The 17,991-nt window shown below is 64.9% G+C and carries 13 protein-coding genes; 7 read left to right on the forward strand and 6 right to left on the reverse strand.

Translation table 11 applies throughout. From position 1 onward, the window contains the following. The first annotated feature begins 21 nt into the window (after positions 1-21). Positions 22-1,644: a DEAD/DEAH box helicase gene (locus tag ACIP0B_RS05300; protein ID WP_400830420.1), complete on the forward strand. Its 1,623-nt coding sequence runs from the start codon at positions 22-24 to the stop codon at positions 1,642-1,644. 140 nt (positions 1,645-1,784) lie between these two features. On the opposite strand, the gene ACIP0B_RS05305 is transcribed toward ACIP0B_RS05300, so the two are convergent. After that, positions 1,785-2,552 (reverse strand): DODA-type extradiol aromatic ring-opening family dioxygenase, encoded by a 768-nt coding sequence (locus ACIP0B_RS05305; protein WP_400830316.1) that lies wholly within the window; start codon positions 2,550-2,552, stop codon positions 1,785-1,787. A 104-nt stretch (positions 2,553-2,656) separates the two neighbouring features. Between ACIP0B_RS05305 and ACIP0B_RS05310 the strand changes: the two genes are divergently transcribed. Beyond that, the gene (locus ACIP0B_RS05310) at positions 2,657-3,313 is read left to right on the forward strand and encodes a thiopurine S-methyltransferase (RefSeq protein WP_400830318.1); all 657 of its coding nucleotides are present in this window, start codon (positions 2,657-2,659) and stop codon (positions 3,311-3,313) included. Positions 3,314-3,416: 103 nt separating this feature from the next. On the opposite strand, the gene htpX is transcribed toward ACIP0B_RS05310, so the two are convergent. Together htpX and ACIP0B_RS05320 are read right to left on the reverse strand one after the other, a co-directional pair. Next, positions 3,417-4,304: a protease HtpX gene (htpX, locus tag ACIP0B_RS05315; RefSeq protein WP_400830320.1), complete on the reverse strand. Its 888-nt coding sequence runs from the start codon at positions 4,302-4,304 to the stop codon at positions 3,417-3,419. A 305-nt stretch (positions 4,305-4,609) separates the two neighbouring features. After that, the gene (locus ACIP0B_RS05320; RefSeq protein WP_400830321.1) at positions 4,610-5,821 is read right to left on the reverse strand and encodes a pyridoxal phosphate-dependent aminotransferase; all 1,212 of its coding nucleotides are present in this window, start codon (positions 5,819-5,821) and stop codon (positions 4,610-4,612) included. Between the two features lie 224 nt (positions 5,822-6,045). Between ACIP0B_RS05320 and msrB the strand changes: the two genes are divergently transcribed. From msrB to ACIP0B_RS05335, 3 genes are all read left to right on the forward strand, one after another. Next, a complete protein-coding gene (msrB, locus tag ACIP0B_RS05325) occupies positions 6,046-6,441 on the forward strand; it encodes a peptide-methionine (R)-S-oxide reductase MsrB (protein WP_400830322.1) in 396 nt (131 codons plus the stop codon). A gap of 102 nt (positions 6,442-6,543) precedes the next feature. Further along, complete coding sequence (locus ACIP0B_RS05330; protein ID WP_400830323.1) at positions 6,544-7,029, forward strand: glutathione peroxidase; 486 nt, start codon at positions 6,544-6,546, stop codon at positions 7,027-7,029. Continuing rightward, entirely contained in the window at positions 7,026-7,487 is a 462-nt protein-coding gene (locus ACIP0B_RS05335) for a MarR family winged helix-turn-helix transcriptional regulator (protein ID WP_400830324.1), read from the forward strand. Before ACIP0B_RS05330 ends, ACIP0B_RS05335 begins: the two co-directional genes overlap by 4 nt. On the opposite strand, the gene ACIP0B_RS05340 is transcribed toward ACIP0B_RS05335, so the two are convergent. Further along, positions 7,471-9,792, reverse strand: a complete 2,322-nt coding sequence (locus ACIP0B_RS05340; RefSeq protein ID WP_400830325.1) for a response regulator — start codon at positions 9,790-9,792, stop codon at positions 7,471-7,473. The genes ACIP0B_RS05335 and ACIP0B_RS05340 overlap by 17 nt on opposite strands. 171 nt (positions 9,793-9,963) lie before the next feature. On the opposite strand from ACIP0B_RS05340, the gene ACIP0B_RS05345 reads away from it, so the two are divergent. Both ACIP0B_RS05345 and ACIP0B_RS05350 read left to right on the forward strand, forming a co-directional pair. Further along, positions 9,964-10,854, forward strand: coding sequence for an ATP-binding protein (locus ACIP0B_RS05345; RefSeq protein ID WP_400830326.1), 891 nt, complete (start codon positions 9,964-9,966; stop codon positions 10,852-10,854). Continuing rightward, positions 10,851-11,333 (forward strand): GAF domain-containing protein, encoded by a 483-nt coding sequence (locus tag ACIP0B_RS05350; protein ID WP_400830327.1) that lies wholly within the window; start codon positions 10,851-10,853, stop codon positions 11,331-11,333. The genes ACIP0B_RS05345 and ACIP0B_RS05350 overlap by 4 nt, the downstream gene beginning before the upstream one ends. Here ACIP0B_RS05350 and ACIP0B_RS05355 read toward each other — a convergent pair whose 3' ends face one another. Beyond that, positions 11,334-14,279, reverse strand: coding sequence for an HD domain-containing phosphohydrolase (locus ACIP0B_RS05355; protein ID WP_400830328.1), 2,946 nt, complete (start codon positions 14,277-14,279; stop codon positions 11,334-11,336). A 48-nt stretch (positions 14,280-14,327) separates the two neighbouring features. Next, a complete protein-coding gene (locus ACIP0B_RS05360; protein ID WP_400830329.1) occupies positions 14,328-17,987 on the reverse strand; it encodes a transporter substrate-binding domain-containing protein in 3,660 nt (1,219 codons plus the stop codon). Between the last annotated feature and the right edge of the window lie 4 nt (positions 17,988-17,991).

The raw sequence follows: 17,991 nt of genomic DNA on the forward strand, positions 1-17,991 counted from the left end.
ACTCATAAACAAAAACACAAAATAATAACTGCAGTAGTCTACAACGGCTATGAAGAGCCTTCGGCCATTCAGCAGCAGTCGATCCCGATCATCCTCGCCGGTCACGATATGATTGGCCAGGCGCAAACCGGTACCGGTAAGACCGCTGCCTTTGCCCTGCCTATCCTGCACCGCATCGATCCGTCCAAGCGCGAGCCGCAAGCTCTGATCCTGGCCCCAACCCGCGAGTTGGCGCTGCAAGTTGCAACCGCTTTCGAAACCTACGCCAAGCAAATGCCGGGCGTGACTGTTGTGGCCGTCTACGGCGGTGCGCCGATGGGCCCGCAACTGAAAGCAATCCGGAACGGCGCACAGATCGTTGTCGCCACCCCGGGCCGTCTGTGCGACCACCTGCGTCGCGACGAAAAAGTCCTCGCCACCGTGAACCACCTGGTTCTCGACGAAGCGGACGAAATGCTCAAGCTGGGCTTCATGGACGACCTCGAAGTCATCTTCAAGGCCATGCCTGAATCCCGTCAGACCGTACTGTTCTCGGCCACCTTGCCGCAGTCGATCCGTGCGATCGCCGAGCGTCACCTCAAGGATCCGAAGCACGTCAAGATCCAGAGCAAGACCCAGACCGTCACCGCGATCGAGCAGGCCCACCTGCTGGTTCACGCCGACCAGAAGACTTCCGCCGTTCTCAGCTTGCTGGAAGTGGAAGACTTCGACGCCCTGATCATGTTCGTGCGCACCAAGCAAGCGACCCTGGATCTGGCCAGCGCCCTCGACGCCAAAGGCTACAAGGCCGCGGCGCTGAACGGCGACATCGCCCAGAACCAGCGTGAGCGCGTGATCGACTCGCTCAAGGACGGCCGCCTGGACATCGTCGTCGCCACCGACGTCGCGGCCCGTGGTCTGGACGTGCCGCGCATCACCCACGTGTTCAACGTGGACATGCCGTACGATCCGGAATCCTACGTGCACCGTATCGGCCGTACCGGCCGTGCCGGTCGCGAAGGCCGCGCGCTGCTGCTGGTGACGCCGCGCGAGCGCCGCATGCTGCAGGTGATCGAGCGTGTGACCGGTCAGAAGGTGGCCGAAGTGCGCCTGCCGGACGCCCCGGCGATTCTCGATGCCCGCATCAAGAAGCTGACCAACAGCCTGGCGCCGCTGGTGGCCGATGCCGAAGCGACTCACGGCGATCTGCTGGATCGTCTGACCGCCGACATCGGTTGCAGCCCGCGTGCCCTCGCTGCCGCCCTGCTGCGCAAGGCCACCAACGGTCAGGCGCTGAACCTGGCGGCCATCGAGAAGGAGCGTCCGCTGGTGCCGAACAGCGCACCGCGCGGCGAGCGCCCTGACCGTGGCGAGCGTCCGGACCGCGGTGACCGCGAGCGCCGTGCGCCGATGCCGCTGGGCGAAGGCCGTGCCCGTTGCCGTACCGCGCTGGGCGCGCGTGACGGTATCGCGGCCAAGAACCTGCTGGGCGCCATCCTCAACGAAGGTGGCCTGGCTCGTGACGCCATCGGTCGCATCCAGGTGCGTGACAGCTTCAGCCTCGTCGAGCTGCCGGAAGAAGGCCTGGATCGTCTCCTGGCCAAGCTGAAGGACACTCGCGTGGCGGGCAAGCAGCTGAAACTGCGTCGCTACCGCGAAGATTGATCGGCCTGCCGGCTGATTGATCGAACGAAAAAATCCCCGACCGGTTCGGGGATTTTTTTTGCCTGCGGTTCGGGTCTGCATGCGCCCCGACCCTCTGTGGGAGCGAGCCTGCTCGCGAAGGCCGCGGTGCGCTCCTGCGGTCAGCCGAAGCGGTAGATGTCCATGCCCAGTGCGCCCATGGTGAAGCCCTGATGGGCAACGCCGAACTTGCCGCCGGCGCCGCGGGCGAAGTACAGCGGCAGCAGGTGTTCGTCGCTGGGATGGCTGCGCACGGCGTTCGGCGCTTGCCGGCGGTAATCGTGCAGCGCGGCCTCATCGTCCGCCGCCAGTCGGTCGATCATCCAGTCGCGGAAATCCCTGGCCCAAGGCTCGACGCTTTCCGGGCCGGCATGCCAGTCCAGCTCTCGCAGGTTGTGGGTGATGCTGCCGGAGCCGATCAGCAGGATGCCTTCTGCGCGCAGCCCGGCCAGCGCCTGGCCGACCCGGGTCTGCAGCGCCGGGCCGCCGCGGGTGGGCAACGACACCTGCACGATCGGGATGTCTGCCTGCGGATACATCAGCGACAGCGGCACCCACACGCCATGGTCGAACGGACGTTGCGGGTCGAGGCGGGCGGGCAGGCCGCTGGCGGTCAGCCGTTCGGCGACTTCACCAGCCAGTTGCGGGTGCCCCGGTGCCGGGTACTGCACCTCGAACAGGGCGCGGGGGAAGCCGCCGAAGTCATGCCAGGTCTCTGGCTGCGGGTGGCTGCTGACCAGCAGCTCATGGCTTTCCCAATGGGCGGAGACGATGACGATGGCGTCGGGCCGAGGCAAGTCGGCGGCCAGTCGCGCCAGGGCGGGGCCGCTGGCGCCGGGTTCGAGCGCCAGCATGGGCGAACCGTGCGAGATAAACAGGCTTGGAAACATGAAGGGGTTCCTGAGCGTTAAGATGGGCTCATCTTCATTCAGATCATTGATCTAAATCTAATATAAGTTTTAACGTGTTCTTATCGAATTTTTGGGAGTGATCCATGCGGCCCGAGTTTTGGCACAAGAAATGGGAATCCAATCAGATCGGGTTTCATCTGCCGCAGGTGAACCCGTACCTGCAACGGCACTGGCCGGATTTGCCTGTGCCGCAGCAGGCACGCGTGCTGGTGCCTTTGTGCGGCAAGAGCCTTGATTTGCTGTGGCTGGCCGGGCGTGGCCATCGGGTCTTGGGCGTGGAGTTGTCGCAGAGGGCCGTCGAGGACTTTTTCAGCGAGCAACGGTTGCAGCCCCAGGTCAGCGAGGAGGGCGCCTTCAGGGTTTACCGGGCCGGTGCGATTGAGTTGATGTGCGGCGACTTCTTTGCCTTGACGGCACAGGATGTGGCGGACTGCGCCGCGCTGTATGACCGGGCGGCGCTGATCGCCTTGCCTGAGCCGATGCGTGAACGCTATGCGGCGCATCTGCAGGCCATTCTGCCGGCGGGGCTGCAAGGGTTGCTGATCACGCTGGATTACGACCAGGCGCAGATGCCGGGGCCGCCGTTTGCGGTGGTGGACGCTGAAGTGCAACGCCTTTTGGGTGGCGCATGGCAAGTGCGGATGCTGGAAGAGCAGGATGTGCTGGGGGATAGCTGGAAGTTTGTGCAGGCCGGCGTGACGCGGCTTGATGAGCGGGTGTATCGGGTTTCCGGTCGGTAGGGGAGTGTGGCCTGATCCGACGAAGGGGCACTCCAGCCGCAACGAAGAATCGGATCAAAAAAAGGCCCGCATCGCTGCGGGCCTCTTTGTTGGTGCGTGGAAATCAACCGCGGCGACGCAGGGCGTCGATGCGCTCTTCCAGCGGCGGGTGGCTCATGAACATGCGGGCCAGGCCCTGCTTGATGCCGCCGTTGATGCCGAAGGCGTTCAGGGTGTCGGGCATGTGCACCGGCAGGCCCTGTTCGGCGCGCAGCCGTTGCAGGGCGCCGATCATGGCGCTGGTGCCGGCCAGGCGGGCGCCGGCTTCGTCGGCGCGGTATTCGCGCTTGCGCGAGAACCACATCACGATCGCGCTGGCCAGGATGCCCAGCACCAGTTCGGCGAAGATGGTCGCCACGTAGTAGGCGGTGCCCTGGCCTTCTTCGTTCTTGAAGATGACCTTGTCGACGAAGTTGCCGATGATCCGCGCAAAGAACATCACGAAGGTGTTCACAACGCCCTGGATCAGCGCCAGCGTGACCATGTCGCCGTTGGCGACGTGACCGATCTCGTGGGCCAGCACGGCCTTCACTTCATCGGGCGTAAAGCGCTCCAGCAGGCCCTGGCTGACGGCCACCAGCGCATCGTTCTTGTTCCAGCCGGTGGCGAAGGCGTTGGCCTCGTAGGCCGGGAAGATCCCGACTTCGGGCATCTTGATCCCGGCTTCGCGGGACAGTTGCTCGACGGTTTGCAGCAGCCATTGCTCGTGCCGGGTGCGCGGCTGGCTGATGATCTGGGTGCCGGTGCTCATCTTCGCCATCCACTTGGAGATGAACAGCGAGAACAGGGAGCCGGCGAAACCAAAGACGGCACAGAAGACCAGCAGCTGATTGAGGTTGAGGTCAACCCCGTTGGCCGCCATGAACCCGTTGAAGCCGAAAAGGCTCAGGGTGATGCTGGCTATCAGCACGACCGCCAGGTTAGTGGCCAAGAACAGCAGGATGCGCATCATGGTTGTAGAAATCTCCTCAAGCTAAAGATGTAGCGTACTGCGGGGTATATAAGGCGCGGCACGGGGTGATTCAACCGAGTGACTATTTCAAACTGTGTCCTACAGCGGGATCCGTGGCTCTGCGGACATTTCCTGCAATCCGCTGCGACAGGGACGACAGACAGCGGCCGGCCGTCGCCATGGTGCCGGCCGGTTCAGGGCGGTACGCATCGCTAGTCTAGAAGGTGTGAGGGGGAGGGTGACGCAGAAGTGTTGCTGAATCCGTCAGTGCGCAACGCTCGGGTCGTTGCGCACCGGTTTGCCGGTTACTGGCGGTAGGATTTGAGGAAGTTGCCGATCCGGCCGATCGCCATGTCGAGGTCGTCGACCCGCGGCAGGGTGACGACGCGGAAGTGGTCCGGCCACGGCCAGTTGAACGCCGTGCCTTGCACCACCAGCAGCTTTTCGGACAGCAGCAGGTCGAGGACGAACTTCTCGTCGTTGTGGATCGGGCAGACTTTCGGGTCGATCTTGGGGAATGCGTACAAGGCGCCCATCGGCTTGACGCAGCTCACGCCCGGAATGTCGTTGAGCAACTCCCAGGTGCGGTTGCGCTGCTCCAGCAGGCGGCCTTGCGGCAGCACCAGGTCGTTGATGCTCTGGTAGCCGCCCAGGGCGGTCTGGATGGCATGCTGGCTCGGCACGTTGGCGCACAGGCGCATGTTGGCCAGCATGTCGATGCCTTCGATGTAGCTCTGGGCGTGGTGCTTGGGCCCGGAGATCGCGATCCAGCCGGAGCGGAAACCGGCCACGCGGTACGACTTGGACAGGCCGTTGAAGGTCAGGCACAAAAGGTCCGGCGCCAGCGAGGCGGTGCAGATGTGCACGGCGTCGTCGTAGAGGATCTTGTCGTAGATTTCGTCGGAGAACACCACCAGGTTGTGCTGGCGCGCCAGCTCCAGCATGCCCAGCAGCACTTCCTTGGAATACACCGCGCCGGTCGGGTTGTTCGGGTTGATGATCACCATCGCCTTGGTGTTCGGGGTGATCTTGGCCTTGATGTCGGCCAAGTCCGGGAACCAGTCGGCGCCCTCGTCGCACAGGTAATGCACCGCGTTACCGCCGGCCAGGCTCACGGCGGCGGTCCACAGCGGGTAGTCCGGGGCCGGCACCAGCACTTCGTCGCCGTTGTTGAGCAGCGCCTGCAGCGACATCACGATCAGCTCGGACACGCCGTTGCCCAGGTAGATGTCCTCGATGCCGACACCTTCGACCTGCTTCTGCTGGTAGTACTGCATCACGGCCTTGCGCGCGCTGAACAGGCCTTTGGAGTCGCTGTAGCCCTGGGCGGTCGGCAGGTTGCGGATCACATCCTGGAGGATTTCGTCCGGCGCCTCGAAACCAAAGGGCGCCGGGTTGCCGATGTTCAGCTTGAGGATGCGGTGGCCTTCCTCTTCCAGGCGTTTGGCGTGCTTGAGCACCGGGCCGCGAATGTCGTAGCAGACGTTGGCGAGCTTGTTCGATTTGCTGAACTGCATGGCGATGTGATCCCGAAAATGAACGATCCAGGCGGCGGGTGGACAACCGGGCTGGGATTCCTGCGTCTTCGCACAGGACGGCATCCTGGGCGGCGGTTTCCGGATTTCGTTTGAATGCGCAGGAACCCGCTGCCAGACTGGCGTGTGACGAGGCGCAATCATACGTGCCGCCCGATCCGTGGAAAAGGTACAGATCGGGCTTTTTCAGCCGCTGAGGTGTGATGATGGAAAAGATCGAAAAAACCCTGGAGGAATGGCGTGCGATGCTCGATCCCGAGCAGTTCAACGTGTGCCGGCTGAGCGCCACCGAGCGCCCGTTCTCCGGCAAGTACAACGCCACCAAGACCGATGGCGTCTACCATTGCGTGTGCTGCAACGAGCCGCTGTTCGATTCGCAGACCAAGTTCGACTCCGGTTGCGGCTGGCCGAGTTTCTACGCGCCGATCGGCGAAAGCGCCATGGTCGAGATCCGCGACACGAGCCACGGCATGATCCGCACCGAAGTGAAGTGCGCGCGCTGCGATGCGCACCTGGGCCATGTCTTCCCGGATGGTCCGCCGCCCACCGGACTGCGCTACTGCATCAACTCGGTGTGCCTGAACCTGGTGCCGCGCGGGTAGGTGCCGCTGGCGATCCTCGGGTCGCCGTTCGGATAATTAAATTGCACGCAATTCAATTGCTCGCTATTTTCAATGCCTCACAACTTCTCGAGAGTGCGCACCATGAGCGACAACCTGCTGAACATTCCGTGCACCACCATCAAGGGCGAGCAAAAGACCCTCGCCGATTTCGCCGGCAAGGCGGTGCTGGTGGTGAACACCGCCAGCAAGTGCGGGTTCACCCCGCAGTACAAGGGCCTTGAAGAGCTGTGGCAGACCTACAGGGACCGCGGCCTGGTGGTGCTCGGTTTCCCGTGCAACCAGTTCGGCAAGCAGGAACCGGGCAACGAAGGCGCGATCAGCGAGTTCTGTGAACTGAACTACGGTGTCAGCTTCCCGCTGTTCAAGAAGATCGACGTCAACGGTGCCGCCGCCCACCCGCTGTTCGTGCAACTGAAGAAACGTGCGCCGGGCGTGTTGGGCTCCCAAGGCATCAAATGGAACTTCACCAAGTTCCTGATCGGTGAGGACGGCCGGTTGGTCAAGCGTTTCGCTCCGGCCACCAAGCCGCAGGACCTGAGCCGTGAGATCGAAGCCCTGCTCAAATGAAGACCGTGTCCGTCGATTCGCTCAAGCTCGACAGCCAGCTGTGCTTCAAGCTGTATGCCGCCTCCCGTGCGGTGATCCGCGCCTACAAGCCGATGCTCGACCGGCTCGGCCTGACCTACCCGCAGTATCTGGCGATGCTGGTGCTGTGGGAGTGGCAGGACGCGGCGCCCGAACAGCCGACCGTCAAGGCGCTGGGTGAGCGCCTGGCGCTGGACTCCGGGACGCTGACGCCGTTGCTCAAGCGCCTGGAGCAGTTGCAGTTGGTGCAGCGCCAACGTTCGGCGCGGGACGAGCGCGAGGTGCACCTGAGCCTCACGTCTTGCGGACAGGCGCTGCGCGAACAGGTCGGGCCGCTCAAGGCCCGGCTGCTGTGCGACAGCGGAGTGGATCTGGATCGGCTCGACGAACTGCGCAACGGTCTCGATCATCTGCTGGGGCAGATCAAAGCGCTGACGTGACCGGTATCCACTGATCCAGCAATGCCGCCAGCTCTTCGCGGCGGAAGGGTTTGGCCAGGTAGTCGCTCATGCCCGCCGCCCGGCAGCGTTCGCGTTCCTCGGACATGGCGTTGGCGGTCAGGGCCACGATCGGCAGGTCGGGCCAGCGCCCGCTGTGGCGGATCTGCCGGCTCGCCTCGTAGCCGTCCATCACCGGCATGTTGCAGTCCATCAGCACCAGGTCGAACGCGTCGTTCTCCAGCTGGTCCAACGCTTCGGCGCCATGGGCGGCGACCACGACGTCGCAGCCGAGCTTGCCGAGCATGCCTTTGGCCACCAATTGGTTGACCGGGTTGTCCTCGACCAGCAGGACGCGCCCGCGCCGCTGGGGCGGCAGGGCTTCCAGGCGGGTCTCGTCGATGGTGGCGACGTTCGGTTGCAGGATGCGGCGCAAGGTCTGGTACAGCGCATTGCGGGCCAATGGCCGGCCCTGCTGCTGCAGCGGGGCGAGGGCCGCGGCCTCCTCGGAGGGCATGAAGCTGCCATACGCGGTCACCAGCAGGACCGGGGCGCTGAGGGTCGGACGCAGGCCGAACAGGCACTCGGGGCAATCGGTGATCAGCACGTCGGGCGACAGCCCCAGCAAGGAATCTTCGATCGAGCGCTGTTCGTACTCCAGGCCCCAGGCCGGCAGCAGGTTGTTGAGCAGTTCCGCCAGGCCGCTGCTGGCGGCCGTGATGGCGAGTACCTTGCCGTGCAGCGGCGCCGGCGCCACCGCACGGGTGTGGCAGGGCAGCGGCAGTTCGGCGCAGAACTGGCTGCCGAAGCCGACTTCGGAACTGATCGTCAGGCGGCCCTGCATGGCTTCGCACAGGTTGTGCGTCAGCGCCAGGCCCAGCCCGGTGCCGCCGAACTGACGGGTAATGCCGGCGCCGGCCTGGGTGAACGGCTGGAAGATCTTCACCTGGGCCTCCCGGGCAATGCCGATGCCGGTGTCGCAGACCTCGATGCGCACGCCCTCCTTGCGGGTGGACAGGCGCACGTCGACCCGGCCGAAACGGGTGAACTTCAGTGCGTTGGACAGCAGGTTGCTGACGATCTGCCTGACCCGGGTCGGATCCCCCAGCACCAGAGCGGGGAAGTGCGGGTCGATCAGGCACGTCAGCTCGACGCTCGGCGCCGCGTTCTGCGACAGCAGGTTGGCGGTGTCCTCGATCAGGGCGCCGAGGTCGAACGGGATGTTTTCCAGCTCCAGCTGACCGGCGTCGAATTTCGACAGGTCGAGGATGTCGTTGAGCAGCTCCACCAGCACCTTGCCCGAGTCATGGGCGATCGACAGCTGTTGCTGCTGCTCGGCGTTCAGCGGGCCGTCCAGGGAGAGGGCGATCATGCCCAGCAGGCCGTTGAGCGGTGTGCGGATCTCATGGCTCATGTTGGCGAGGAACGCCGAACGGGCTTCGGCCATGTCCAGCGCCGTGCTGCGGGCCACCTCCAGCTCCTGGTTGGACTGGCTGAGCCGGGCGTTGATCGCCTTGAGTTCGGCGGTGCGGGCCGAGACGATGTCTTCAAGCTGGGCAAGGTAGTCGGTCAGGCGGTTTTCCGCGTTGCGCCGCTGCTGGATCTCCGTGGCGATGTTCTCGAACTGCTGGTTGGCGACCTTGACCAGCACGCCGATCTCGTCGTTGCCGTGCCCGGTCGGGCATTCGAGCGACGTGGGTTCGACGCTGCGCGGGTCGCGGCCGCTGAGTTCGCGGATCACCCGCACCAGCGGTTTGGTCAGCATCACGTAGAACAGCGCCAGCAGGATGCCGGTCAGGATCAGGCTGCGGGCAAAGCCGTTGAGCAGGGTGACTTCGGCCCGGCGCAGGAAGCGGCTGCCGAACGCGTAGGTGTCCACTTCCAGGCTCAGGGTGCCGAGGGACTCGTTGGGCAGGTGATCGAGATAGAGGCGGTCCTCGAACTGGCGCTTGGCGCCGAACAGGAAGTCGCTGACCATCCGGTAGCCGCTCTGGAACTCCGGGCGCTTGACGCTGGCCAGCACGGTCGCGTTGTTGTCGGTCAGCTGCGCGGAAATGATGGCCGGCGAGCGCAGCAGCCCGAGGGTGAGCTCCTGGGCGAGTTCGGCGTCGATGTTGTAGGCGATGCGTGACGCCGGGTTATGGCTGATTTCCAGCAGGGAAAGGATTTCACGGTTGATGGAGGCGTCTTCGCTGGCATAATCGATGCCGATCTGCAGCAGGCTCAGCAGCGTGCCCAGAATGAACCCGACCAGCACGGTGAGCCTGGCTTGCTTGTACGACAGCCGGTGGGTGAATTTGATATCCATGGGGTGTTGAACCACTTCCGTTTCCCTTCGCTGCTCAAGCATAGTCGATCATGTATGGATACCGGGGTTCCCGAATCGCCTTGTAACAAGGCCTGGGGCGGGTGTCGAAGGTTGCTGCGCCGCTCATCGCTGTATCGCCATCATCTCTGTGAACGAGCCTGAGGAAAAGACGTGGATTCCCGATTGAATGCCTTTCTTGAGCGTGCCGAGTCGGTTTTGGCGCGGATCGAGCCATTGTTGCCGGCGCCGCGCCCCGTCATCGACTGGAACGCGTGCCTGGCCGCACGCTGGCAACGCGACGGCCGCAGCGGTTTCCTGTCGCCGCTGCAGGTCAGCCTCGACATGCGCCTGTCCGACCTGATCGGGGTCGACCGGCAACTGGAGCAACTGGGGCGCAACACCCGCCAGTTCCTCGACGGCATGCCCGCCAACCACGCGCTGCTCTGGGGTTCGCGCGGCACCGGCAAGTCGTCCCTGGTGCGGGCGCTGCTGGCCGAGCATGCCGGGGCCGGGCTGCGGCTGATCGAGATCGAGCGCGATCACTTGGCGGACCTGCCGCGGGTGGTGGAGCAGATCGCCAAATTGCCGCAGCGTTTCGTGCTGTTCTGCGATGATTTGTCGTTCGAGTCCGGCGAGGGCGATTACCGGGTGCTCAAGAGCGTGCTGGACGGCTCGCTGGAGCAGGCGCCGGACAACGTGCTGCTGTACGCCACCTCCAACCGCCGCCATCTGGTGCCGGAGAAGGAAAGCGACAACGAAAACTGGAAGCGCGTCGAGGGCGAGCTGCACCCGAGCGAAGCGGTGGAGGACAAGATCGCCCTGTCGGACCGTTTCGGCCTGTGGCTGTCGTTCTATCCGTTCACCCAGGAGCATTTCCTCAACGTCGTCGAGCACTGGATCGGCCAGTTGGCCGCCAAGGCCGGGCTGACGTGGCAGCGCGACGAGGCGCTGGACATTCTCGCCGTGCGCTGGGCCACCGGCCGCGGCAACCGCAACGGACGTTGCGCGTACCAATTCGCCCGTTACTGGGTGGGACTGAAATTGTTGGAGCACAAGGCATGATTGATTTGCAACAGAGCGGCCAGGGCCTCGAAGGCTACGGTTTGCTGGCCGCGCAACTGGAGTCGCTGCTGGCGGACGAACGCGATTTCATCGCCAACGCCGCGCAGTTCTCGGCGTTCCTGTTCACCCAGATCGACGACCTGAACTGGGCCGGCTTCTACCTCAACCGCGACGAAGAGCTGGTGCTCGGGCCGTTCCAGGGGCAGATCGCCTGTGTGCGGATTCCGTTCGGCCGGGGCGTGTGCGGCGCGGCGGCGGCCAGCCGGCAGACGCAACGGGTGGAGGACGTTCACGCGTTCCCCGGCCATATCGCCTGCGACAGCGCGTCCAACAGCGAGCTGGTGATTCCGTTGGTCAAGGACGGGCGCCTGATCGGCGTGCTGGACCTGGACAGCCCGAAGCTTTCGCGCTTCGGCGTCGCGGATCAGGAAGGCATCGAGCGTCTGGCCGCCATCTTCCTGCGCCTGACCGACTGCTGATCAGCCCGCCAGGCCGGCCTTGCGCAGCAGGCCGGCGGGATCCACCGCATCGATCTGCCGGGGATCGAGGAAGCGCCGGGCGTATTGCAGGTAAATGCCTTCGCCGACGAACAGGCCGAACAGTTCGGCGTCGATATGGGCTTCCCGGCACATGGTGGCCATGATGCCCAGCGCCTCGCTGAGGCTTTTGGCTTTCTTGTAGGGCCGGTCGGCGGCGGTCAGCGCCTCGAAGATGTCGGCGATCGCCATCATCCGGGCCGGCAGGCTCATCTCCTCGCGCCTGAGGCGTTTCGGATAGCCGGTGCCGTCCATTTTCTCGTGGTGGCCGCCGGCGATCTCCGCGACGTTGCTAAGGTGTCCGGGGAAGGGCAGATGGCTGAGCATCAGGATGGTCTGCACCATGTGGTGATTGATGACGTAGCGTTCCTCGCGGGTCAGGGTGCCGCGGGCGATGCTCAGGTTGTAGAGTTCGCCGCGGTTGTACTTGTAGCGCGGCACGTCCAGTTTGAACCCCCATGGGTTGTCTTCGGGAATGAGCTCGCTCTGCGCGCGCTCGAGCAGGTGCTCGGGCTTGTCCGCCAGCAGCGGCTCGCTGACCGGCAACGTGGGCGCCGGTGTGCGGGCCTGGCGGCGGTTTTCCTCCCAGGAGACGCCCAGGCGGTCATCCAGCGTGCGCGTCCAGGTCCGTCGGGCGATCCCCGCAAGGCGTTGCAGGTCGTCTTCGGCCATGGCCTCGGCGCCGAGGTTGCAGCGGGCGACAAACGCGAAGTCGTCGTCCAGCCCGGCGAGCGCGGCGTCGCGCAGCCCTGCCAGCTGCGCCTCGTCGCCTCCTTGGGCGAGGGCTTGCCAGTAAGCGATCCAGGCATCGCGCTTGAGCACCTCGAAACGGGTGCGGATCTCGTGGATGCGATCGTTCAGGGTTTCCAGCTTGGTGGCCTTGTCCACCACATATTCAGGTGTGGTCACCTTGCCGCAATCGTGCAGCCAGGCGGCGATGTGCAGCGCTTCCCACTCGTCCTCGGTCGGCCGGTAGTCGCTGAACGCCGGTGCCTGACTGGCCGCGGCGGCGTGGGCGAGCATCAGGGTCAGTTCCGGCACGCGCTGGCAGTGTCCGCCGGTGTAGGGGCTCTTGGCGTCGATCGCACCGGCCAGCAACTGGATGAAGGCGTCGAGCAGTTGCTTCTGCCGCGCCTGCAGGCGCTGGCTCTCGATGCACACGGCGGCCGCGCCGGACACTGCCTGCAGGAAGGCGATGCGGTCGGGCTGCAGCTTTTCCCGGTCGGCCGCGGTGCCGCTGTCGTTCACCAGCAGAACCAGCAGGCCGACCGTCTCGTTGTGCCGGTTGCGCAGGCGGATGCCGATCAGGTGCACCCGCGGCGCATTCATGGCCAGCAGCAGCTTCTGCAGGTCCTCGGCCTGTTCGAAGCCGAGGTTGCTCACCACATTGTCGGCCTTGGCCAGTTGCCCGAACCATTCGGGGTTGCGTGTGCCGTCGAGGCTGCGGTCGCGGATGTCGAACGCTTCCAGCGCCTGGGCGGTTCCGTCGATCACCAGCCCGCAGGGCTCCATCTGGTTGCCGTCGTTCTCGCGCAGGTAAATCAGGCCGGCCTGGGCCTGGGCGATCTGTACCGTCTCGAACAGCACCCGCTGCAGCAGCGGGGCAAAGCGTGTCTCGGCGGTCAGGCTGTCGGTGATGCGAAAGAAGCTGGCCAGCGTGTCTTTCATGCGTGCCATCGACAGGCTCAATTGGTCGACCTCAAGCACCGGAGAGCGGCGGGTCAGCGGAAAACCGAAGTTGAAGCTGCGGATCGCGTCGGCTTCCCTGACCAGCGCATGCAGGGGCTTGACCAGGATCCGTGACGTCAGCCAGCCCAGCGGCAAGCACAGCAGCAAGGTGGCGAGCGTGATCAGCGCGCCTTGCCAACGCAGGCGGTAGGCATCGGCCAGCAGTTCATCCTCCGGCACCAGCAGCGCCATCTGCAGGCCGTTCGGCCCGCCTTCGTCCAACGTGCTGCGGGCGACGATCCATTGGCGCCCGTCGACCTCAAGGCGGTTGCCTCGCTGCCTGCCATCCAGCAGCGCGTGCAGGGCCGGGCTGAGGTCGGCCGCCTTGGCCAGGCGGACGCTGCGGTCGTCGACGATCAGGCGGCCGCTGTCCGGGTAGGCCACGGCATTGCCGGCGCCGTCGAACAGGGCGACCTGGGTGGCGGGCGTCACCACATGCTTGATCAGGGTCGCCGAGAGCGCGGCCAGCGTGAGGTCGGCGGCGATCACCGCGCCGTCACCGCTGCGCCTTGCCAGGGTGGTGCCGACCTGACGGGTGGAGAAGAACGCATAGGGCTCGGTGGTGATCTGCCCGGTCTGTTGCCGGGCGCTGACGTACCAGGCCCGTTCGCGGGGGTCGTAGGGATCGTCGGGATTGTCCAGGCGGCCGACCGGGGTCAGCGCCTGATCGAAGAACAGCGATTGCGAGCGGGCCTTGCCGTCGCTGCCGTGCTCGATGCTCCAGACCTGATAGGCGGCGGTTTCCGGGGCCTTGAGCAAGGCCTTCAGTTCGGCGGTGCGCAGGGGGCGCACCATGAAGAAATCGCCGTTGCCGTAACCCAGGTAAATCGAGGCCAGATCGGGGTTGTCCGTCAGCGACTGGCTGAACGGCCTGAGCAGCCTCATGCGCGATTCGAGGCCGGAGGCCTGGGTGGCCGGGTTTTCCGCCAGCAGGCTGAGCAGATGGCGGATCGGCTCATAGGTGTTCTGCAGGTCCAGGCGCACATCCTGCTCGATCCGGCCAAACAGCTTTTCGCTGCTCGACAGGATGATCTGGGTGGTCTGGCGGTAGTTGAACAGACCGAGCACCACGCCCGTGAGCAACAGCAGAAAAGTGAACATGACACTGATATGCACGTGCAGCGGAAACCGGCGTTGTTCCGGGCGCAGTGGGCTGGGCATTGCGGTCGCTCCGTGATGGAAAACACACTGCTCAGCGCTCAAGCATAGTTAAGGCTCGGCCATTCTGCTGTGCTCGAACCGCTCCAGTTGCTGTTGCAGCGCTTGCTCCAGTTCGAGCAGGGCGAGGTCGGTCTCCTTGCAGCGAAGGCTGATCTGCGGTGACGGCATCGCGTGTGCGCATGCCTGTTCCAACGCCTCGCAGCAGGCGATCAGGCGGGTGGCCTGGACGATGCGCGCGGCCCCTTTGATCTTGTGGGCGAGTACGGCCAACGCTTCAGGGGCGGCGGTTTCGGACACGCTCAGCAGTTCCTTGCGGTCCAGGCGATTGCTGTTCACCAGCTCGGCCAGCAAGCGTCGCGTCTGGGAGGGGCTGCCGCCGGTCAGCGACTTCAGGCCTTGAAGGCTGAAGGCCGGTGCCGGTGTCGCCGCCGGGGAAGGTACGGTGGCCGGCACACCATTCACCCATTGGCTCAGGACGCTCAGGCTCAGGGGCTTGAACAGGCAGTCGTCCATGCCCGCCAGCCGGCAGCGCTGCAGTTCCTCGGGCTGGGCGTTGGCGGTGAACCCCAGGACCGTGCAGGGCGGGCGTTGGGTCTGGCGTTCGTGCTGACGAATGGCCCGGGTCAGTTCGTAGCCGTTCATCACCGGCATGTTGCAGTCGGCGATCACCAGATCGAAGCGGCCCTCTTTCCATTTCTCCAGTGCGCTGCGGCCCTCCTCGGCCACGCTGAAGGTGTGGCCGAGGAACTCCAGTTGCTGGCACATGAGCAAGCGGTTGGCGGGATGGTCGTCCACCACCAGCACGTTCAGGGCGGTGTGCGAAACCCGGATCGGCTCGGCGGCCTTTTGGGTGCCGGTGCAGCCCGCACGCACGTCCAGCGGCAGGGAAATGCTGACTTGCGTGCCGATGCCGGGCTGGCTGCTCAGGTGCAGCTGGCCATCCATCATTTCGCACAGGCTGCGGCTGATCACCAGCCCCAGCCCGGCGCCGCTGCGGCTCTGCTGTCCATGATCGGCCTGGGCGAAAGGCGCGAACAGGCGCTGCTGGTCTTCGGCGCTGATGCCCACGCCGCTGTCCTGAACGGTCAACCGCATGAGCGGGCGCTCGGGGCGTTCGGCGCCGGGCAGTTCGAGGGTGACCTGGATCTGCCCGGCTTCGGTGAACTTGATGGCATTGCTGATCAGGTTGGACAGAATCTGCTTGAAGCGCAGCGGATCCAGATGCACGTCGACCGCCAGTCCGGGCGGATTGACGGTCAGGTTCAGGGAGAGCTTTTTCTGGCGGGCCAGTCCGTCGAAGATTCTCATCACCGAACTGACGGTCTCCACCAGGCCGACCCACTCGGGGCTCAGGCTCAGCCGTCCGGACTCGATCCTGGCGATATCGAGTATGTCGCCGATCAGGCCCAGAAGATCCTTGGCCGAATGGTAGGCGGTCTCGATGGACGGCCGGTCCGGATGGTGGCGGTCCAGGCGTTTGAGCGTCAGTTCGAGCATGCCGATCACTGCGTTCATCGGGGTGCGGATTTCGTGGCTCATGGTCGCCAGAAAGGTGCTTTTGGCCCGGTTGGCGTCATCGGCCTGCTCCTTGGCCGTGCGCAGTTCGTCGAGCAGGCGCCGCCGTTCGCTGATGTCGATCCAGCCGCCGATGATGCCCTGGACATCGCCGCTGGAGTCCCGGTAGGGCAGGATCCAGTGATAGATGGTCAGGCGCAGCCCGCCGATGTGCAGCGGACGGTCCTGCACCAGAGGCTTGCCTTCGGCCAGCACCCGCCGGTAGTCGGCCTGGTAGGTCTGGGCCTCGAAGGTGTTGCCGAGGGCGCCTTGCATGACGGTCTTGCCGATCACGTCTTCGCGTCTGGCGTTGAATGCCTTGAGGTAGCTGTCGTTGCAGCTTTGCAGCAGGCCGTTGCGGTCGCGCACGTAGATCGGATGGGGGGTGCCGTTGACCAGCGAGCGCATGAACTCGAACTGATCGTTGAGGGCCCGTTCGGCGGCCTGGCGCTGTTTGATCTGGCGGCGCATGTAGGCGTTCCAGGCCAGGGACAGCAGCAGGAGCAGGCAAGCCCCGGTCGCGACCTGGTAGAACAGCCGCCGGTAGTCGCGCCACGCACCCTGCGAGGCCTCCGAGTAGCCGCGCCAGCGACCGTTGATGATGCCGAGCTCCTCGGGTGTGATGCTCAGCAAGGCCTTGTCGAGGATCGCCGTCAGCTCCGGGTTGGCATGGGTGGTCGCCAGGGAGAACGCCGCCTGGCGGGTGCCGAGCGTCGTGGTGATCTGCAGCCGGTGTTCGAATATCCGCGATGAAATGAAATAGTTGGCGATCACCAGTGAGGTCACCGCCCCGTCGACCTGTCCCCCGGCAAGCATTGCCACGGCGCTGAAGGTGTCCGGAGTCTCCACCTGGTTGATGCGCGGGAACTCGCGGCGCAGGTAATCGATCATCGGATTGCCCTGGGCGATCGCCAGCGACCGGCCCTTGAGCTGGCCCGGATGGGTGGGGCTGTCGGCGGACTTGCGCGTCAGCAGGACGTGGGAGTTCTCCAGGTAGGGACGGCTGAAGCTCAAGTGCTTCTCGCGTTTTGCGCTGGGCAGCAGCGCGGCGATCAGGTCGGCCTGATCGCTTTCGAGCTGGTCGATCATTTCGCTGTCGCTGCGGCCGCGGCGGATTTCGAAACGCAGGCCGGTGCGCAGGCGGATCAGTTCGAGCAGGTCGGCGGAGATCCCCCGCAGGTTGCCGTCGCTGTCGAAGAAGGTCAGCGGGGCGAAGGCTTCGTTGACGACCACGCGCACCACCGGATGGCGCTTGAGCCAGTCCTCCTCGCGTTCGGTCAGCTGCAGCTTGCGGTCGGTCAGCAGGATGTCGCTGCCGGCGCTCCAGCGTTTGGCGATGCTCGCCCGCTCGCTGCCGGGAACGCCTTTGAGTACCGTATCGACGATGCTCAGCAACTGCGGGTTGTTGCGGTTGACGGCAAAGCTGAAGCCGTGGGCTTCGTGCTTGCCGAAGTTGGCCATGCGGATGTTGTTCAGGTAGCCCTTGTTGATCATGTAGTGGGTGGAGATCGTGTCGCCGAGAAACACGTCGGCCTGATCGAACGCCACGGCGTTCAGGGCGTTCTGGTAGGACGGATAGACGGTGAGGATGGCCTTGGGGTAGAGCGCCTTGACCTCCTCGAGCGGCAGGTAGTGGTAGACCATGCTCAGTCTGAGGCCGGCGAGGCCATCGGTCAGCGACCGGGGTTCGCCTTCGCGGGTGACCAGCACGGGCTGGTCGATGGCATAGGGGGTGGAGAGCACAATCTCGGCGTTGTTGGCTTCGAATCCGTTGGCCGTGCCGAGCAGATCGATGTCGCCGTCGACCAGCGCCTGCACCGCCGCGTCCCGCGAGGAGAAGTGCCGGATCCGGATCGGCAGGCCCGTGGCCTGGCCCAGCAGGCCCGCGTAGTCGGCGGTGAGCCCCTCGTAGTCGCGGCCGCTGACGGTCATGTCGAACGGCGGGTAATCCGGGGTGGAGGTGCCCAGAACCAGTGCCTTGCGGGTCTGCAGCCATTGCCGTTGCATGACGTCCAGCGAGATCGGCGGCGAAATGTCCGCCGCACGGCTGAGCAGGCCGTAGCGCTGCGGCGCGGCGGACACGGCGCATGCTAGCGCGCCCAGGCACAGGGCCGTGCACCAGGTGGTCAGTAGGTAAATGAGTCGGCTGGGCATTCTG

The organism is Pseudomonas sp. NPDC089534 (genome assembly GCF_044749305.1).
In the GTDB taxonomy this organism is placed as follows: Bacteria; Pseudomonadota; Gammaproteobacteria; order Pseudomonadales; family Pseudomonadaceae; genus Aquipseudomonas; species Aquipseudomonas ekonensis.

What these genes read in the sequence shown, in the direction of transcription:
- ACIP0B_RS05350 (WP_400830327.1), top strand. Translation starts at nt 10,851, where the DNA reads ATGATTGATTTGCAACAGAGCGGCCAGGGCCTCGAAGGCTACGGTTTG.
- ACIP0B_RS05335 (WP_400830324.1), top strand. Translation starts at nt 7,026, where the DNA reads ATGAAGACCGTGTCCGTCGATTCGCTCAAGCTCGACAGCCAGCTGTGC.
- ACIP0B_RS05355 (WP_400830328.1), bottom strand. Translation starts at nt 14,279, where the DNA reads ATGCCCAGCCCACTGCGCCCGGAACAACGCCGGTTTCCGCTGCACGTG.
- ACIP0B_RS05305 (WP_400830316.1), bottom strand. Translation starts at nt 2,552, where the DNA reads ATGTTTCCAAGCCTGTTTATCTCGCACGGTTCGCCCATGCTGGCGCTC.
- htpX (WP_400830320.1), bottom strand. Translation starts at nt 4,304, where the DNA reads ATGATGCGCATCCTGCTGTTCTTGGCCACTAACCTGGCGGTCGTGCTG.
- ACIP0B_RS05320 (WP_400830321.1), bottom strand. Translation starts at nt 5,821, where the DNA reads ATGCAGTTCAGCAAATCGAACAAGCTCGCCAACGTCTGCTACGACATT.
- ACIP0B_RS05340 (WP_400830325.1), bottom strand. Translation starts at nt 9,792, where the DNA reads ATGGATATCAAATTCACCCACCGGCTGTCGTACAAGCAAGCCAGGCTC.
- ACIP0B_RS05310 (WP_400830318.1), top strand. Translation starts at nt 2,657, where the DNA reads ATGCGGCCCGAGTTTTGGCACAAGAAATGGGAATCCAATCAGATCGGG.
- ACIP0B_RS05360 (WP_400830329.1), bottom strand. Translation starts at nt 17,987, where the DNA reads ATGCCCAGCCGACTCATTTACCTACTGACCACCTGGTGCACGGCCCTG.
- msrB (WP_400830322.1), top strand. Translation starts at nt 6,046, where the DNA reads ATGGAAAAGATCGAAAAAACCCTGGAGGAATGGCGTGCGATGCTCGAT.
- ACIP0B_RS05330 (WP_400830323.1), top strand. Translation starts at nt 6,544, where the DNA reads ATGAGCGACAACCTGCTGAACATTCCGTGCACCACCATCAAGGGCGAG.